This is a genomic window from Exiguobacterium aurantiacum, assembly GCF_001766415.1.
Classification (GTDB): domain Bacteria; phylum Bacillota; class Bacilli; order Exiguobacteriales; family Exiguobacteriaceae; genus Exiguobacterium; species Exiguobacterium aurantiacum_A.
Genome location: NZ_MKXO01000001.1, coordinates 457,912 through 471,407, shown reverse-complemented (window position 1 = coordinate 471,407; position 13,496 = coordinate 457,912). Strand labels below are relative to the sequence as shown.

The 13,496-nt window shown below is 51.0% G+C and carries 12 protein-coding genes; 10 read left to right on the top strand and 2 right to left on the bottom strand.

Features of this window, described 5'->3' with window-relative positions; genetic code table 11:
* The first annotated feature begins 136 nt into the window (after positions 1 to 136).
* The 8 genes from BJU60_RS02450 (at position 137) to BJU60_RS02415 (ending at position 9,757) form a co-directional block, all read left to right on the top strand.
* Positions 137 to 883 carry a DeoR/GlpR family DNA-binding transcription regulator gene (locus BJU60_RS02450; protein ID WP_070327328.1) on the top strand — a complete coding sequence of 249 codons (747 nt, stop codon included), beginning with the start codon at positions 137 to 139 and terminating at the stop codon, positions 881 to 883.
* Positions 880 to 1,809 (top strand): 1-phosphofructokinase, encoded by a 930-nt coding sequence (pfkB, locus tag BJU60_RS02445; RefSeq protein ID WP_070327327.1) that lies wholly within the window; start codon positions 880 to 882, stop codon positions 1,807 to 1,809. Before BJU60_RS02450 ends, pfkB begins: the two co-directional genes overlap by 4 nt.
* On the top strand, positions 1,806 to 3,713 hold the full coding sequence (locus BJU60_RS02440; protein WP_070327326.1) for a PTS fructose transporter subunit IIABC: 1,908 nt from the start codon (positions 1,806 to 1,808) through the stop codon (positions 3,711 to 3,713). Before pfkB ends, BJU60_RS02440 begins: the two co-directional genes overlap by 4 nt.
* Before the next feature lie 132 nt (positions 3,714 to 3,845).
* A complete protein-coding gene (locus BJU60_RS02435) occupies positions 3,846 to 4,367 on the top strand; it encodes a GNAT family N-acetyltransferase (RefSeq protein WP_070327325.1) in 522 nt (173 codons plus the stop codon).
* 78 nt (positions 4,368 to 4,445) lie between these two features.
* Complete coding sequence (locus tag BJU60_RS02430; protein ID WP_070327324.1) at positions 4,446 to 4,958, top strand: hypothetical protein; 513 nt, start codon at positions 4,446 to 4,448, stop codon at positions 4,956 to 4,958.
* Positions 4,959 to 5,123: 165 nt separating this feature from the next.
* The gene (locus BJU60_RS02425; protein ID WP_070327323.1) at positions 5,124 to 5,984 is read left to right on the top strand and encodes an SDR family NAD(P)-dependent oxidoreductase; all 861 of its coding nucleotides are present in this window, start codon (positions 5,124 to 5,126) and stop codon (positions 5,982 to 5,984) included.
* Entirely contained in the window at positions 5,965 to 7,524 is a 1,560-nt protein-coding gene (locus tag BJU60_RS02420; protein WP_254281624.1) for a class I adenylate-forming enzyme family protein, read from the top strand. The genes BJU60_RS02425 and BJU60_RS02420 overlap by 20 nt, the downstream gene beginning before the upstream one ends.
* Positions 7,525 to 7,777: 253 nt before the next feature.
* Positions 7,778 to 9,757: a methyl-accepting chemotaxis protein gene (locus BJU60_RS02415; protein ID WP_070327321.1), complete on the top strand. Its 1,980-nt coding sequence runs from the start codon at positions 7,778 to 7,780 to the stop codon at positions 9,755 to 9,757.
* A gap of 63 nt (positions 9,758 to 9,820) precedes the next feature.
* On the opposite strand, the gene BJU60_RS02410 is transcribed toward BJU60_RS02415, so the two are convergent.
* Both BJU60_RS02410 and cls read right to left on the bottom strand, forming a co-directional pair.
* The gene (locus tag BJU60_RS02410) at positions 9,821 to 10,663 is read right to left on the bottom strand and encodes a GGDEF domain-containing protein (RefSeq protein ID WP_158625523.1); all 843 of its coding nucleotides are present in this window, start codon (positions 10,661 to 10,663) and stop codon (positions 9,821 to 9,823) included.
* 228 nt (positions 10,664 to 10,891) lie between these two features.
* Complete coding sequence (gene cls, locus BJU60_RS02405; protein WP_070327319.1) at positions 10,892 to 12,349, bottom strand: cardiolipin synthase; 1,458 nt, start codon at positions 12,347 to 12,349, stop codon at positions 10,892 to 10,894.
* 125 nt (positions 12,350 to 12,474) lie between these two features.
* Between cls and BJU60_RS02400 the strand changes: the two genes are divergently transcribed.
* Together BJU60_RS02400 and BJU60_RS02395 are read left to right on the top strand one after the other, a co-directional pair.
* Positions 12,475 to 12,870 (top strand): OsmC family protein, encoded by a 396-nt coding sequence (locus BJU60_RS02400; protein ID WP_438802336.1) that lies wholly within the window; start codon positions 12,475 to 12,477, stop codon positions 12,868 to 12,870.
* Between the two features lie 85 nt (positions 12,871 to 12,955).
* Positions 12,956 to 13,444, top strand: a complete 489-nt coding sequence (locus BJU60_RS02395) for a GNAT family N-acetyltransferase (RefSeq protein WP_070327317.1) — start codon at positions 12,956 to 12,958, stop codon at positions 13,442 to 13,444.
* Positions 13,445 to 13,496 lie beyond the last annotated feature (52 nt).

The following is a 13,496-nucleotide window of genomic DNA, read 5'->3' as shown; positions in this document are numbered from 1 at the left end:
ACAGTCGTAAACGGTCACTTAGTGACCGTTTTTTGTGTTATAATTGTGACGATAAGATAAAAAGTGAATGAATTTGAATGTTTTTGATTGTTTTTTGAATGTAAACGCTTTATATTGGAGATACGGAGGGAATACGATGTTAACGAAACAACGACATCAGATGATTTTGCAACGGTTGTCGGAACAAAAGATCGTCAAGCTGAAAGAGTTGGTCGAATGGATGGGGGCGTCAGAGTCGACGATCCGCCGTGATTTGACGGACCTTGAGGCCGAAGGCTACCTTGAACGGGTCCATGGCGGGGCGACGCTCGTCGTTCGCGCTGAAGACGAACCGACGTTCGAGGAAAAACGGGATCGGCACGTCGATGAGAAAGTCGCGATCGCACGGAAGGCCGCGACGTTCATCGAAGACGGGATGTCCGTCTATCTCGATGCCGGGACGACGACACAGGCGATGGTCCCTTACTTGACAGGTAAGAAAGTCATCGTCGTCACGAACAGCCTCCCGATTGCCAACGACTTGTTCGATCTCGACATTAAGACGTTCGTGATCGGCGGCGAGTTGAAACGTTCGACGCAGGCGCTCGTCGGCTACAACGCCCGCGAAAGCATGATGAACTATCGGGTCGATGTCGCTTTTCTCGGTATCAACGGGGTCGACCTAGAAGCGGGCTATACGACGCCTGACCCAGAAGAAGCCCTCGTCAAAAAAACAGCGATTGAACTGGCTCGGGACGCCTACATCTTGGCGGACGATTCAAAATTCGGGAAACGTTCGTTCAGCCGAGTGGCGCCCCTCGAGGCGGCGACACTCATCACGATGAGCGGTGCACCGTACGTCAGTTCAGTCGAAACATTAACAAAGGTGGTGAACGCCCAATGATTTACACGTTAACACTTAACCCATCAATCGATTATTACGTCACATTGCCAGAAGTCGTCTTAGGTGAGGTCAACCGCATCCAAGAGACGACGCAACGGGCCGGAGGAAAAGGTATCAACGTCTCGTTCGTCTTACGTGAGTTTGACGCCGATACGGTCGCCCTAGGATTCATCGGCGGAACGACAGGTGAATTTATTAAGAAAGCGTTGACGGACAAGGGTGTCGAGACCGATTTCATCGAAGTCGATGGCGAGACCCGAATCAACGTCAAGATCCGGGCGAAAGAAGAGACGGAATTGAACGCGAGTGGTCCTGTCATCTCGGACACGGAACTTGAACAGTTGACAGCACAGTTCGAACACGTCCAAGCAGGTGATATCGTCGTCTTGGCCGGAAGTATTCCTGGCAATCTGCCGAGCACACTTTACCGGACGCTCGCTGAGAAAGTTCGAGCGAACGGAGCCGACTTCGTCGTCGATACAACAAAAGAGGCGATGCTCGAGGTGCTCTCGCTCGAACCACTCATGATCAAACCGAACCATCACGAACTCGGTGAACTGTTTGATGTCGATATCGAGACGTTTGACCAGGCGCTCCCTTACGCGGAACAGTTAGTCGAGCGTGGCGCCAAAAACGTCATCGTCTCGTTCGCAGGAGACGGCGCGATGCTCGTCAACGGTTCAGGCGCCTATACGGCGAACACGCCGAGCGGGAAACTCGTCAACTCGGTCGGAGCGGGTGATTCACTCGTCGCCGGTTTTGTCGCTAACATTTTAGACCACGACGCAACCAAGGCGTTCCGCTATGCGGTCACGACCGGCAGCGCGTCTGCTTATACGTTTGGCCTCTGTACGAAACAAGACGTGGACCGCTTGGTCGGCGAAGTCGACGTCACCCCACTATCCCGATTGGAGGAAACAACATGAACATCACGGACCTACTCAAAAAGGACACGATCCAACTGAATCTCCGCAGTCGTTCAAAAGCAGACGTCATCGAAGAGCTCGTCGACGTGCTCGACCGGGCCGGTAAGCTATCGGACCGGAACGGTTATCGCGACGCCATCTTGGCCCGCGAAGCGCAAAGCACGACCGGACTCGGTGAAGGGATTGCCATCCCGCACGCGAAGACGAAAGCTGTCAAAGCACCCGCAATCGCCTTTGGTCGCTCGAGCGGGATCGACTATGAAGCGCTCGACGGCCAAGACAGCCGCCTGTTCTTCATGATCGCAGCAGGCGAACACGCCGACAACGAGCACTTGGAAACACTCTCGAAATTATCCGTCTTCCTTATGGATCCAAAATTCCAGGAACGTCTCTATGCGGCAACGTCAGAAGATGACGTCATTCGCGCGATCGAAGAGAAAGAAGCGGCCGAAGCGGCACCGGTTGCTGAAAAAACGGTCAAAAAGGATGCACCTTATATCCTTGCCGTCACAGCTTGCCCGACCGGCATCGCTCACACGTATATGGCAGCAGACAGCCTGAAACAAAAAGCAGAAGCGATGGGTGTCGACATCAAGGTCGAGACGAACGGTTCGACTGGCGTCAAAAACGAATTGACGGCAGCTGATATCGCCAAAGCGACAGCTATCATCGTCGCGGCCGATAAAGCCGTCGACATGGAGCGGTTCGCCGGGAAACACGTGATCGAAGTACCGGTCGCGCAAGGCATCCGCAAACCGGAAGAGTTGATCAACCGGGCTGTGAAACAAGATGCACCGGTTTACCGTTCGACAGGGACGTCAGGCGCTCCTAAAGAACAGCGCACCGGCATTTACAAACACTTGATGAGCGGGGTATCAGCCATGCTGCCACTCGTCGTCGCCGGTGGTCTGTTGATTGCCCTCAGCTTCTTCTGGGGCATCAACTCGGCAAACCCAGATGACCCGTCTTACAATGAATTTGCGGCTCAGCTCATGACGATCGGTGGCGCGGCGTTCGGTTTCCTCGTCCCAATCCTTGCCGGTTTCATCGCGATGTCGATCGCCGATCGTCCGGGTCTCGCACCTGGTCTCGTCGCCGGTGTGCTCGCGAGCGAAGGGAATGCCGGATTCCTCGGTGGACTCATCGCCGGTTTCTTAGCTGGTTACGTCGTCCTGTTCTTGAAAAAAGCACTCGCGAAATTGCCAGCGACGCTTGAAGGAATTAAACCAGTCCTCCTGTATCCGTTGCTCGGCTCGTTCATCTCAGGGATGATCATGCTACTTGTCGTCAACGAACCGATTGCAGCGTTCATGACATGGTTGATGGATACGCTCAACAGCATGAGTGGTGCTAACGCCATCTTGCTCGGTGTCATCGTCGGTGGGATGATGGCCGTCGATATGGGTGGCCCGATCAACAAAACGGCGTACGTGTTCGGTACGGCGGCGCTTACAGCCGGTAACCAAGAAGTCATGGCGGCCGTCATGGCAGGTGGAATGGTGCCACCGCTTCTCGTCGCGCTCGCGTCAACCGTGTTCGCTCGTCAGAAGTTCTCGAAACAAGAACGTGAAGCTGGTAAGACGGCGTACATCATGGGCGCCTCGTTCATCACAGAAGCGGCCATCCCGTTCGCTGCGGCCGATCCGATCCGGGTGTTGCCGTCAGCGATCCTCGGGTCAGCACTCGCCGGTGGATTATCTGCCTTCTTCGCGATTCAACTGCCGGCGCCGCACGGTGGGATCTTCGTCTTCCCATTACTTGAAGGAGCTGGAAACGTCGCGATGAGCATGGGTCTCTACGCACTTGCGATTCTCGCAGGGGCTCTCGTCGGAGCACTCCTCCTCTCATTCTTGAAAAAACCACTTACGACTGCGACGGCAGAATCAACGCGTAACGTTGCTTAATACACTCGACCGTAGGGATTCCTACGGTCGTTTTTTGTCAAATGATTGTCAGTCGTTTCTGGAAGAAGTGTGATTTCGATTCGGTGATTTGTGGTAAAATACTTGTAAAACTTAGGGTAGGAGGGGGTACGGATGCAAATACGGAAAGCTGAGCCGAAAGACGCTTACGGGATCGCGCGCGTCAGGGTCAATGGTTGGCGAACGACTTATCGGGGAATCGTTCCGACCGAGTTTTTATTAAAGCTTTCTTCTGGGTCGATCGAGTGGTCGGAAAAAGTCCGGAGTGCCCTTTCCAACCGCGAAATCAGCGGATTCGTCGCCATGGTCGATGAGGAGATTGTCGGTTTCGTTTTGTATGGGGACGAGCGGACGGGTGACTACCCGGACCATCCGAACGAGATTTACGCGATTTACATTTTAGAAAATCATCAACGGAACGGAATCGGCTCACTCTTACTCGAACGCGCGGTCCAAACGATGTCTAGCCGTGGACTACTCATTTGGGCGCTCGAGCTGAACCCGCATCGGGCGTTTTATGAACAGCGCCAAGGGCGAGTCGTCGATGCGAAAGAGCGCTTGTTCGGCGAACTCGCGTTGCGCGAAGTCGCCTATGGCTGGACGGAAGCGACCCATGATGCGATCATCGGGGCATGAACGGACGCGACAAAACTGTCGCGTCCGTTTTATTTAGACAACACACAAATATATAGCAAAATAGGTGACTGCATGTACATGTATAACGTAACTAAATATCATCCTGAAACTAGAGGGAAGATTGACGAGTGGACGGAAATCTCGGACATCGATCAAACGTTTGAAGGTGTCGTCTTCACGTTGGAGGAATATCTCCGCATGGAGTCTAATTACGTTAAAGCGATTGAGCGAATCATGGGCTATTTAGGAGTGAAGACATTGACCGTCTCCTATCTTGAGCGACGTGACTATGCGTATCGAGCCTCTTCGAAATGCGCGTTCAATGCGCTCTATCCAATCCGGATGAGAGACCTTCGCAAAAAAGTGAAGCCAGGGAAGGTGCTGTCACGAGACCAAATCCCGAACATGCTTCGCCTCATGTTAAGGAATACGCTTTACGCCGAGTTAGAGTATAAAGTGAATGAGTCAGACGAAGAATATAGGTTCAAAGTGTTCTTCGGATACGACTATATGATGGGTGTCCATTCGATGAACGATTTGTCGCCGCTGCGACATGAGTTGTTGCATTTGGATATGTATCTCGAAGATTGATGCAGAGGTGACACCTAAAAAACGATTACAAGATAAGGGGAGGACGATGTTTATCTTTTCTCCTTACCCATTCCATTAATCGGGTTTAAATAGTAAAATTTATAAAAATAAGAGTCGGAAGATTCCTGATTTTATAACGATATCTTACAAAAAGGTGCTGGCTAAATGCATAACTACACTCTACTGGAGAGAGCCCTATTTTTATCGCCTTCCCTCAATTTCGAGAAGATGAAAAAAGAGATGGATGGAAAGACTGTCCTGATTACTGGAGCGAGTTCAGGAATCGGCAAGGAGTTCGCCTATCTATTAGCGAATACAACTGCGCATCTGATTCTGGTGGCCCGCAGAGAAGCAAACATGAACGTCATGAAAGTCGAAATCGAAAAAGCTACAGCCAGTGTAACGGTATTCCCGGCAGATTTGCGCAATGAAGAGGAACGAAAAGGATTGCTAACATTTCTTCATCAATTAACGGACGGAGTGGATGTTGTCGTCAGCAATGCCGGCATCTCCATCAACCGTCCAATCGTCCAGTCGCTGGATCGTTACCATGACTTCACACGTACCATGGCGCTTAATTATTTTGCTCCGGTACAGTTGTTGCTATCGCTCATTCCGGTGCTTGAGAAAAAGAACGGGCACATCATCAATGTCTCCACCATAAATGCTTTGCTATTCCCTATACCTCACTGGGCTGCCTACCAGGCGTCGAAAACCGCTTTTGATACGTGGTTGCGCTCGGCGGAGCCGGAACTGAAAATCAAAAACATTTCCACCACTTCCATTTATCTGCCGCTCGTGAAAACACCCATGATAAAACCGACGATTGCTTATCAGACTTCCCCTGCCATGTCACCGGTTCACGTGGCGGAAATTATAGGACACGCCTTGTATACGAAAAGAAAAGTTTATAAACCGTGGTGGCTGATTCTAGGTCAATGGGCTTCAGCTATTTTCAGATCACCGTTATCGTTTATCGTCCTCAGGTTATTAAGAAAAAAGGAGCGTGAAAGAGGCAATGTTTAATTTGCTGAAAATATTGTCGCAACTCAATCTTCTTTCCCCATCAAACTTAGGACGTCTTTGCTTCGCGATCCATCAAAACGGTGTAAACCTTATGCTTCTTTTTTCATTGACGGAAAAGACGGGAGGCCAAAAAACTGCTTTGGTGGATAGTCGGGAAACACTCAATTATCTGGAGCTGCAGAAGCACTGTGAAAATCTCGCTCATCTTCTAGCGGAGAGGTATGGGATTTGTAAAGGACATAAAGTGGCGTTCTTCTGTAAAAACCACGCGTCCTTCGTGCAGGGCATTTTTGCTGCTTCGCGGCTCGGCACAGATATATACTTGCTCAATTGTTCCATGAGTCAACTACAGTTCGATCGACTAGTGCAAGAACATCATTTCGACTTGCTGATTTACGACGAAGAGTTTAGCGGATTGATTGAAAAATCGTCTTACCAACATTCAAAAATCGTCAGTTATCATGAAAAAATTGAATCCATTAACAGTTTGTCGGATTCGGCTATACATAGAAAAGATAAATTGACGGCTTCTTCCAGCGGAAAGATTGTGCTGTTGACCGGTGGCACCACTGGAAAGCCCAAACAAGTGATTCACCGCCCATCCCTCTTTAATTTCCTGGATCCTTTTGCTGCTTTACTGAACCGACTGCAGCTGCCAACATACAGCACTGCCTATATTGCGACGCCGATTTACCATGGCTATGGCATCGCTGTACTGTTATCATTTCTTGCTTTGGGAAAGAAAGTTGTCATTCAGGAGAGTTTTGATGCGAAAGGAGCATGCGCCCTTATTCGGCAGCATCAAGTAGAAGTTGTCACGGTAGTTCCTTTGATGATTCATAAAATGTTGAAGCACGATAAAGAAGCGCTCGGCTCCCTAGCTTGCATTGCGTCTGGGGGTGCAAAACTAAATCCGGTTTTAGTGAATGAAGTAAACAATCATCTGGGGAATGTCTTATACAATCTATACGGAACTTCGGAAGCCGGCTTGAACATCATTGCTACACCCGAAGATTTAAATTTTCATGCAAACACGCTTGGAAAAGCAATTTCGGGAAGTCAATTGCAGGTAGTCGTGGACGGGAAAAAAGTTGAACCCGGCAGTATTGGACAATTTTGTATTCGGAATAAATGGTCCATGAAAAACAGCCCAAGCCACTGGATTCAAACTGGCGATATCGGATACCGGGACGAGAACGGCTATTATTTCCTGTGTGGACGAACAGACGACTTGATCATTTCGGCCGGCAACAACATCTATCCTTCGGAAATAGAAGTTGCATTGTGCAGCCATCCGAGTGTTGAAGACGTCGCTGTAATCGGTGTAGAGGATGTCTACGCTGGCAACATTCTGAAGGCATATGTGCAGTTGTATTCTGAGAAAAAAATGAGTGAAGAAGAACTTTTCAGCTGGTTACGCACACGAGTGGCAGCATACCAAATCCCTCGAGAAATCGCTTTCGTTGAAGAGCTGCCTTATACACCTGTAGGAAAGCTGGACCGAAAACGAATTCAAACAATTACTCGTATCGGGGGTTAAGTGATCTAAGAATAGAGTTATAAAGATGTTGAGAGTACTTTGATCGCGGGGGAAGGAAGTGGAATTGAACGAGGTAATCATCGAACGGATGAAGTGTTGCGCTTAATTCGACAAACCGCCGGATGTAAAGGTTTTCAGGTTAGAAAAATAGAAAAACGGTGACGATTTTTTGTCTAGGTCATCAAAAAGCCCCAGTTCTAGCCGATAGATAGAATAACGCAGCGGGAATTATTCTCGGGAAAAGGGGTTTTCTATGAATCGGACGAAACAACGAACTATCAGCATTAAACAAAAGTTGATCACGATGTCATTGCTCTTATTATTGATTCCATCGTTATTGATCGGCTTTGTCGCCTATTATCAGGCGAAACAAAAAATTACGGATCAAATCATGCAGTCGGCGCACGCGGGTGTGGAGCGGATGAATGATGAGATCACGAATTTGATTGAACCGATTGAGCGCGACGTCGCCTTTTTTGCGGGGCGGATTGACGAGTCGCTCTACGAAGAAGGAGAAGACAACCTTGGGTTAGAGGAGAAGTTCGTCGAATATTTGGCGACCCATCCGAAAGTGACGAACATCTATTACGCGTCGACGGAAGGCGTGATGACGATTTACCCTGTTCAGTCGTTGCCTGACGGCTATGATCCCCGGACACGTCCGTGGTACGAAGCGGCAGATGGTGCCGGAGGGAACGTCGTCATCACGGACCCTTACGTCGATGCGTCATCAGGTAAAATGATGGTCACGCTATCGCAGACAACCGATGACGGTCGTGGCGTCATCGCAGTCGACGTTGACGTTGATGACATCGCGAGTGTTGCGGCTGGCATTCAAATCGGGAAAGAAGGCTATGTCACGATCCTTGATGCGAACCAGCAGTTCGTGACCCATCCGACGTTAGCCGCAGGCGAGAAGGCATCAGGCGATTGGGTCGAATCGCTTTACGACGGCAAAGATGGCAGCTTTTCATATGTGTTCGAAAATGAAGACAAACAGATGGACTTCATGACGAACGACTTGACGGGCTGGAAAGTGGCCGGGACGCTGTATGATAAAGAAATTACAGATGAGACGGTCGGTATCCTGTGGACGACATTAAGTGTCATCGCCGGGATGAGTTTGCTTGCTGCCGTCATCTTATACTTCATCTTACGCTCGATCATTCGACCGTTGAACCGGTTGACGACGGGCGCGGAACGGATTCAGGCGGGAGATTTGACGGAAGAAGTCATCATCGATTCGAACGATGAGATCGGCCGGGTCGCTGAAAGTTTCAACGGCATGACGGCGTCACTCCGTTCGATCATCATCAACCTCGATCAATCGATTGGACAAGTCGCCGCATCGTCGCAAGAACTGATGGCCAACTCGGCGCAAAATACAGCATCTTCTGAGCAGATTGCCGGAGCGGTCCAACAGATGGCGGCAGGCGCCGACGATTCGAAACGTCAGCTCGACGACAACGCCGTCTCGCTCCAAGCGATCACGGCAGGCATCATGCGCATCGCTGAAAGCTCAACGGACGTATCGGAACTGTCTCGCGAGACGGCGATCGAAGCGGAAGACGGGACTGCTGCCGTCACCCATAACGTGACGCAAATGAAAGCAATCGACACATCGGTCGAGACGTTCGGTGCAGTCATCGAGTCGCTCGCCCACCGCTCGAATGAAATCGGGAATATTGTCGATGTGATCAACGGGATCGCGACGCAGACGAACTTGCTCGCCTTGAACGCGGCGATCGAGGCTGCCCGCGCCGGTGAGAACGGGAAAGGGTTTGCCGTCGTCGCGAGTGAGGTCCGTAAGTTAGCCGAACAGTCACAGGACTCGACGAAGCAAATTTCGCAGTTGATTGAGAACATCAAGCAAGAGACGGAGCGGTCTGTCACGTTGATGAAAGAAGTGTCGGCCCATACGAAAGCGGGTCTTGAGACGACCGAGAACACGGCGGAGCGTTTCAAGAAGATTATGTTACGGACGCAGGAGATGACGCCACGGATCGAGGACGTGACGGCCACTGTCGAAGAGATCGCGGCGAACGTCGAAGAAGTATCGGCTTCGGCGACGCAAATTGCGCACATCGCCGACGAGAATTCGAACGCCTCGAAACAAGTCGCGGCAACGACAGAAGACCAGCTCGGTTCGATGGAGGAAGTGTCGCAATCCGCGAAAGCACTCGCCGATATGGCGGAGGAGTTGCAAGAACTCGTATCACGATTCAATGTATAAACGAAAGGCAGAGCGGATCCGCTCTGCCTTTTTGGTACACTTCGATTCTTCTTAGAGTTCATATCATCGTTTGCTCGACACTTGGTTGCGGCCTGAGTTTTTTGCCACGTACAGCGCCTCGTCCGCGTCTTGAAGTGCTTGTTCGACGGTCTTTCCGCCATCAAGCGAACTGACGCCGAACGAACATGTGACGTGCGGGACCGGACCGAACGGTTCGTCGTTGATCTTTTGACGTAACTTGTCGGCCAACTGGATGCCATCAGTAAGTGTCGACTGCGGGGCGACGATTAAAAACTCCTCGCCACCCCAGCGACCGATCGAATCGGTCTTCCTTATATTGCGGCGGAGCAATTGAGCGATCGAACGTAACACGAGATCGCCGGTCGGGTGACCGAACGTGTCGTTGACGAGCTTGAAGTAGTCGATATCGAGCATGATGACGGCGGCAGGTGCTTTCGTGTCGACCGTATCTTGGACAGCCGAGGTCAGGACGTCGCCGACTTTTTTACGGTTGAATAACTCGGTCAACGGGTCGAGTGACGACAGATGCTCCATCCGTTCTTCATAACGTCGCTGTTCGGTCATGTCTTCGATGACGCCGACCCCGCCGTCGATTCGGCCATCAGCCTGAAAGCTTGGTGACATCGTCGTCCGGACGAAACGGGGCTGTCGATTCGGAGGGGTATACCAACCGGCTAAACGGACGGTCTCGCCTGCCAATACACGGGCGACGGCACCGTATAAGTCAAACGTTGAGGTCGTGCACCGTTCAAACGTCGAGCTTGTCATCGGGACGACCCCGAGTAAGTCGACGAATGAATCGTTGTAACTGATGATGCGTCCGAACGTATCGAATGCAAAGAGACCGATCGGTAACTGGTCCCACGAGGAAGGATCGGGTTTCATGGTGTGGGTGTCTTGGTGAATTCGTTCTTGATCAGCCATAGAATGACATATGCGCGAACGCATACTTCCTCCTTTCTTTAACGAAACGAGAGTTTAGGACGTTCGTACTGATACTTTATACCCTTATTTGGAAGAATATTAGCTAAAACATGATAAAAATAAGCTGAAATCTAGAATCTGTCGGCTGATGGACATAAAAAAGAGACCGCTGGCGCGATCTCACAACGGTCATAAGATTGGGCTGAGCAACCGTGACACACCTTCGCGCATCCGGATGCTCCACTTCCGGACCGCATAGTCGTCGACCGTATAGCGCCGACTGACGGCGACGTCCGACTCGAACAACGAGGCGAGCTCAAGAGCGACCCGCTCATCGTAGATGATGGCGTTCACTTCGAAGTTCAAGCGGAAGCTGCGGGCGTCCAAATTCGTCGTGCCGACGGTCGAAATTTCGTCATCGACGACGAGCGTCTTCGCATGCAGGAAGCCCTCATCGTACATGTAGACGTTCGCTCCGTGATCGAGTAGCTCGCCGAGGAACGACAGCGACGCCCACATGACGAACGGATGGTCCGGTTTTCCAGGGATCATGATGTCCATCTCGACACCGGAGAGGAGTGCCATCTTACAGGCGTCCATGAAGCTCGTATCCGGGATGAAGTAAGGCGTTTGGATGATGACTCGCTGCTTGGCCGACGCGATCATTTTGATCATCATATTTTTCAAGTGCTCGGTGTCCGAGTTCGGTCCGCTCGTCACGATTTGCATCGGTGACTGCTCTTTAATATCGTGGCGCGCGAAGCAGAACGAGTTTTCAGGATCGTGATGTTTGCTCCCCGAAAAGTTCCAGTCTAAGATGAACCGGTGCTGCAGGTGATAGACGACGTCCCCCTCGACCCGGAGATGAGTGTCACGCCAGTAGCCGAACTTCTCGACGAGACCGAGATACTCGGTACCGACGTTGAAGCCGCCGACGTAGCCGATCTTCCCATCGATGATGACGACTTTCCGGTGGTTCCGGTTGTTCAACTTGAAATTGATCAAGCCGAACGTCGGTGGGAAAAAGACACGGACTTCACCGTTATGCGCGATCAACTCCTTAAAGTCTGAATCGCGCAGGCTGCGCGATCCGACCGCGTCATACAACAGCCGGACTTTGACGCCCGCTTTGGCGCGCTCGATCAGTTCGTGAATCAGTGCCTTCCCGAGGGCATCACGCTGGATGATGTAGTACTGGATGTTGATCTCGGTCTCGGCGCTCCGAATATCGTCCATCAGCGCCTTGAACTTCTGTTCCCCGTCATGCATGATGGTCGACTTGTTGTGGACGCTGATGAGTGACTTCGATGAGCGCAAGTTCATCTCGAGCAACTGCTCGTACTTCTCAAATAGCGGTTGGGCGAGCATCGTCTCTTTACGGTGAATCTGCTCGATTTGACTCTCGACTTGCAACGAATGAAACGATCGTTCCTCAACACTCAAATTAAAGAAATTATCTTTTTTCAGCTGTCTACCGAGGAACAAGTAAATGATAAATCCGAGGATCGGTAGGAAAAACAAGACGAGCAGCCAGGCCCAGGTGGCACCGACATCGCGGCGTTCCGCGAAGATAACGGCTATAGCGAACAATAAATTTAACCCGAGGACGATATACAGCCCCCAACTGATCATGACCGACCACTCCATGCGACCCACTCCTAAACGACAAATTGTGCAACTAGCTTTATAATACCTCAATCGAGGGAATAGTATGCTAGTGAAAAAATAAGGGGGAGACTGAGATGAACTTGAAAGTGGATTGGCAACAAGGGATGGCGTTTCAAACGACGACACCTTCCGGACATAGCGTGACGCTCGATGCGGCGGCGGATGTCGGGGGATTGGATACGGGGCCACGGCCGACCGAGATGTTGCTGCACGCCACGGCGGCCTGTACGGGCATCGATATCGTTTCGATTTTGCACAAGATGCGCCTGCCGCTCGAACGGTTCGGGATGGAAGTCGACGCGGTGCGGGCGACCGAGCACCCGATGCGGTTCACGACGATCCATATTTTATATGTACTCGAAGGGGAGATGCCGGAGGAACGGGTCCGCCGTGCCATCGAACTGTCCGTCGACCGCTATTGCTCGGTATCGCATAGCTTGAACGCGACTTTGACGTATAGTTATCAATTGAACGGGGGCGACGTCATCCCGTTCCCATGACATCGCTCAGGCAAGATGGTTGAAATCGGTCAAACGTCTCCGTTATATTGGTATTTCAAATACTGTATATATAAAGGAGGACGTTATGATTCGACTCGCGACGAAACGCGATGCTAAACACATCGCGCACCTAATCGAACAACGAGCCGTAGCGCTTAATGAAACAGGAAGTGACCAGTGGACGGAATATTTGGAGCTAGATTTGTTAGAACGCGTGCGAACCGACATTGCGACGGGAAGTGTGTACGTGTATGAACAACATGGCTATGTCTTGGCCTCGATCGCCTTGCTTCCTCCGGATGAATGGGATCACAATTTATGGGAAGATGGCGAGCGCGGTCAATACATCCATCGCATCGTCGTCAGTGAGCAATTGAAAGGCCGTGGCGTCGGTCAACAGCTGATGCAACATGTACTCCGCGAAGCCGTTGGTAACGAGCCGATCCGTCTCGACTGTGTCGCCGACAACGAGTTTTTGAACGAGTATTATCCACGTTTTGGTTTCGTTTACGTCGATTCACGTAACGGATACAACACGTTTGAATATGGTTTGGATGAAAGTGTCAGTGCGTGAGGGGTCAATGTACCCCTTTTTTTGTTACAATCAATCATGAAGAAACAAAGGA

Excerpts from the sequence above, each read along its gene's own strand:
- BJU60_RS02410 (WP_158625523.1), bottom strand. The coding sequence starts at position 10,663 with ATGAAACCCGATCCTTCCTCGTGGGACCAGTTACCGATCGGTCTCTTT.
- BJU60_RS02415 (WP_070327321.1), top strand. The coding sequence starts at position 7,778 with ATGAATCGGACGAAACAACGAACTATCAGCATTAAACAAAAGTTGATC.
- BJU60_RS02440 (WP_070327326.1), top strand. The coding sequence starts at position 1,806 with ATGAACATCACGGACCTACTCAAAAAGGACACGATCCAACTGAATCTC.
- cls (WP_070327319.1), bottom strand. The coding sequence starts at position 12,349 with ATGGAGTGGTCGGTCATGATCAGTTGGGGGCTGTATATCGTCCTCGGG.
- BJU60_RS02425 (WP_070327323.1), top strand. The coding sequence starts at position 5,124 with ATGCATAACTACACTCTACTGGAGAGAGCCCTATTTTTATCGCCTTCC.
- BJU60_RS02395 (WP_070327317.1), top strand. The coding sequence starts at position 12,956 with ATGATTCGACTCGCGACGAAACGCGATGCTAAACACATCGCGCACCTA.
- BJU60_RS02430 (WP_070327324.1), top strand. The coding sequence starts at position 4,446 with ATGTATAACGTAACTAAATATCATCCTGAAACTAGAGGGAAGATTGAC.
- BJU60_RS02450 (WP_070327328.1), top strand. The coding sequence starts at position 137 with ATGTTAACGAAACAACGACATCAGATGATTTTGCAACGGTTGTCGGAA.
- pfkB (WP_070327327.1), top strand. The coding sequence starts at position 880 with ATGATTTACACGTTAACACTTAACCCATCAATCGATTATTACGTCACA.
- BJU60_RS02400 (WP_438802336.1), top strand. The coding sequence starts at position 12,475 with ATGGCGTTTCAAACGACGACACCTTCCGGACATAGCGTGACGCTCGAT.
- BJU60_RS02435 (WP_070327325.1), top strand. The coding sequence starts at position 3,846 with ATGCAAATACGGAAAGCTGAGCCGAAAGACGCTTACGGGATCGCGCGC.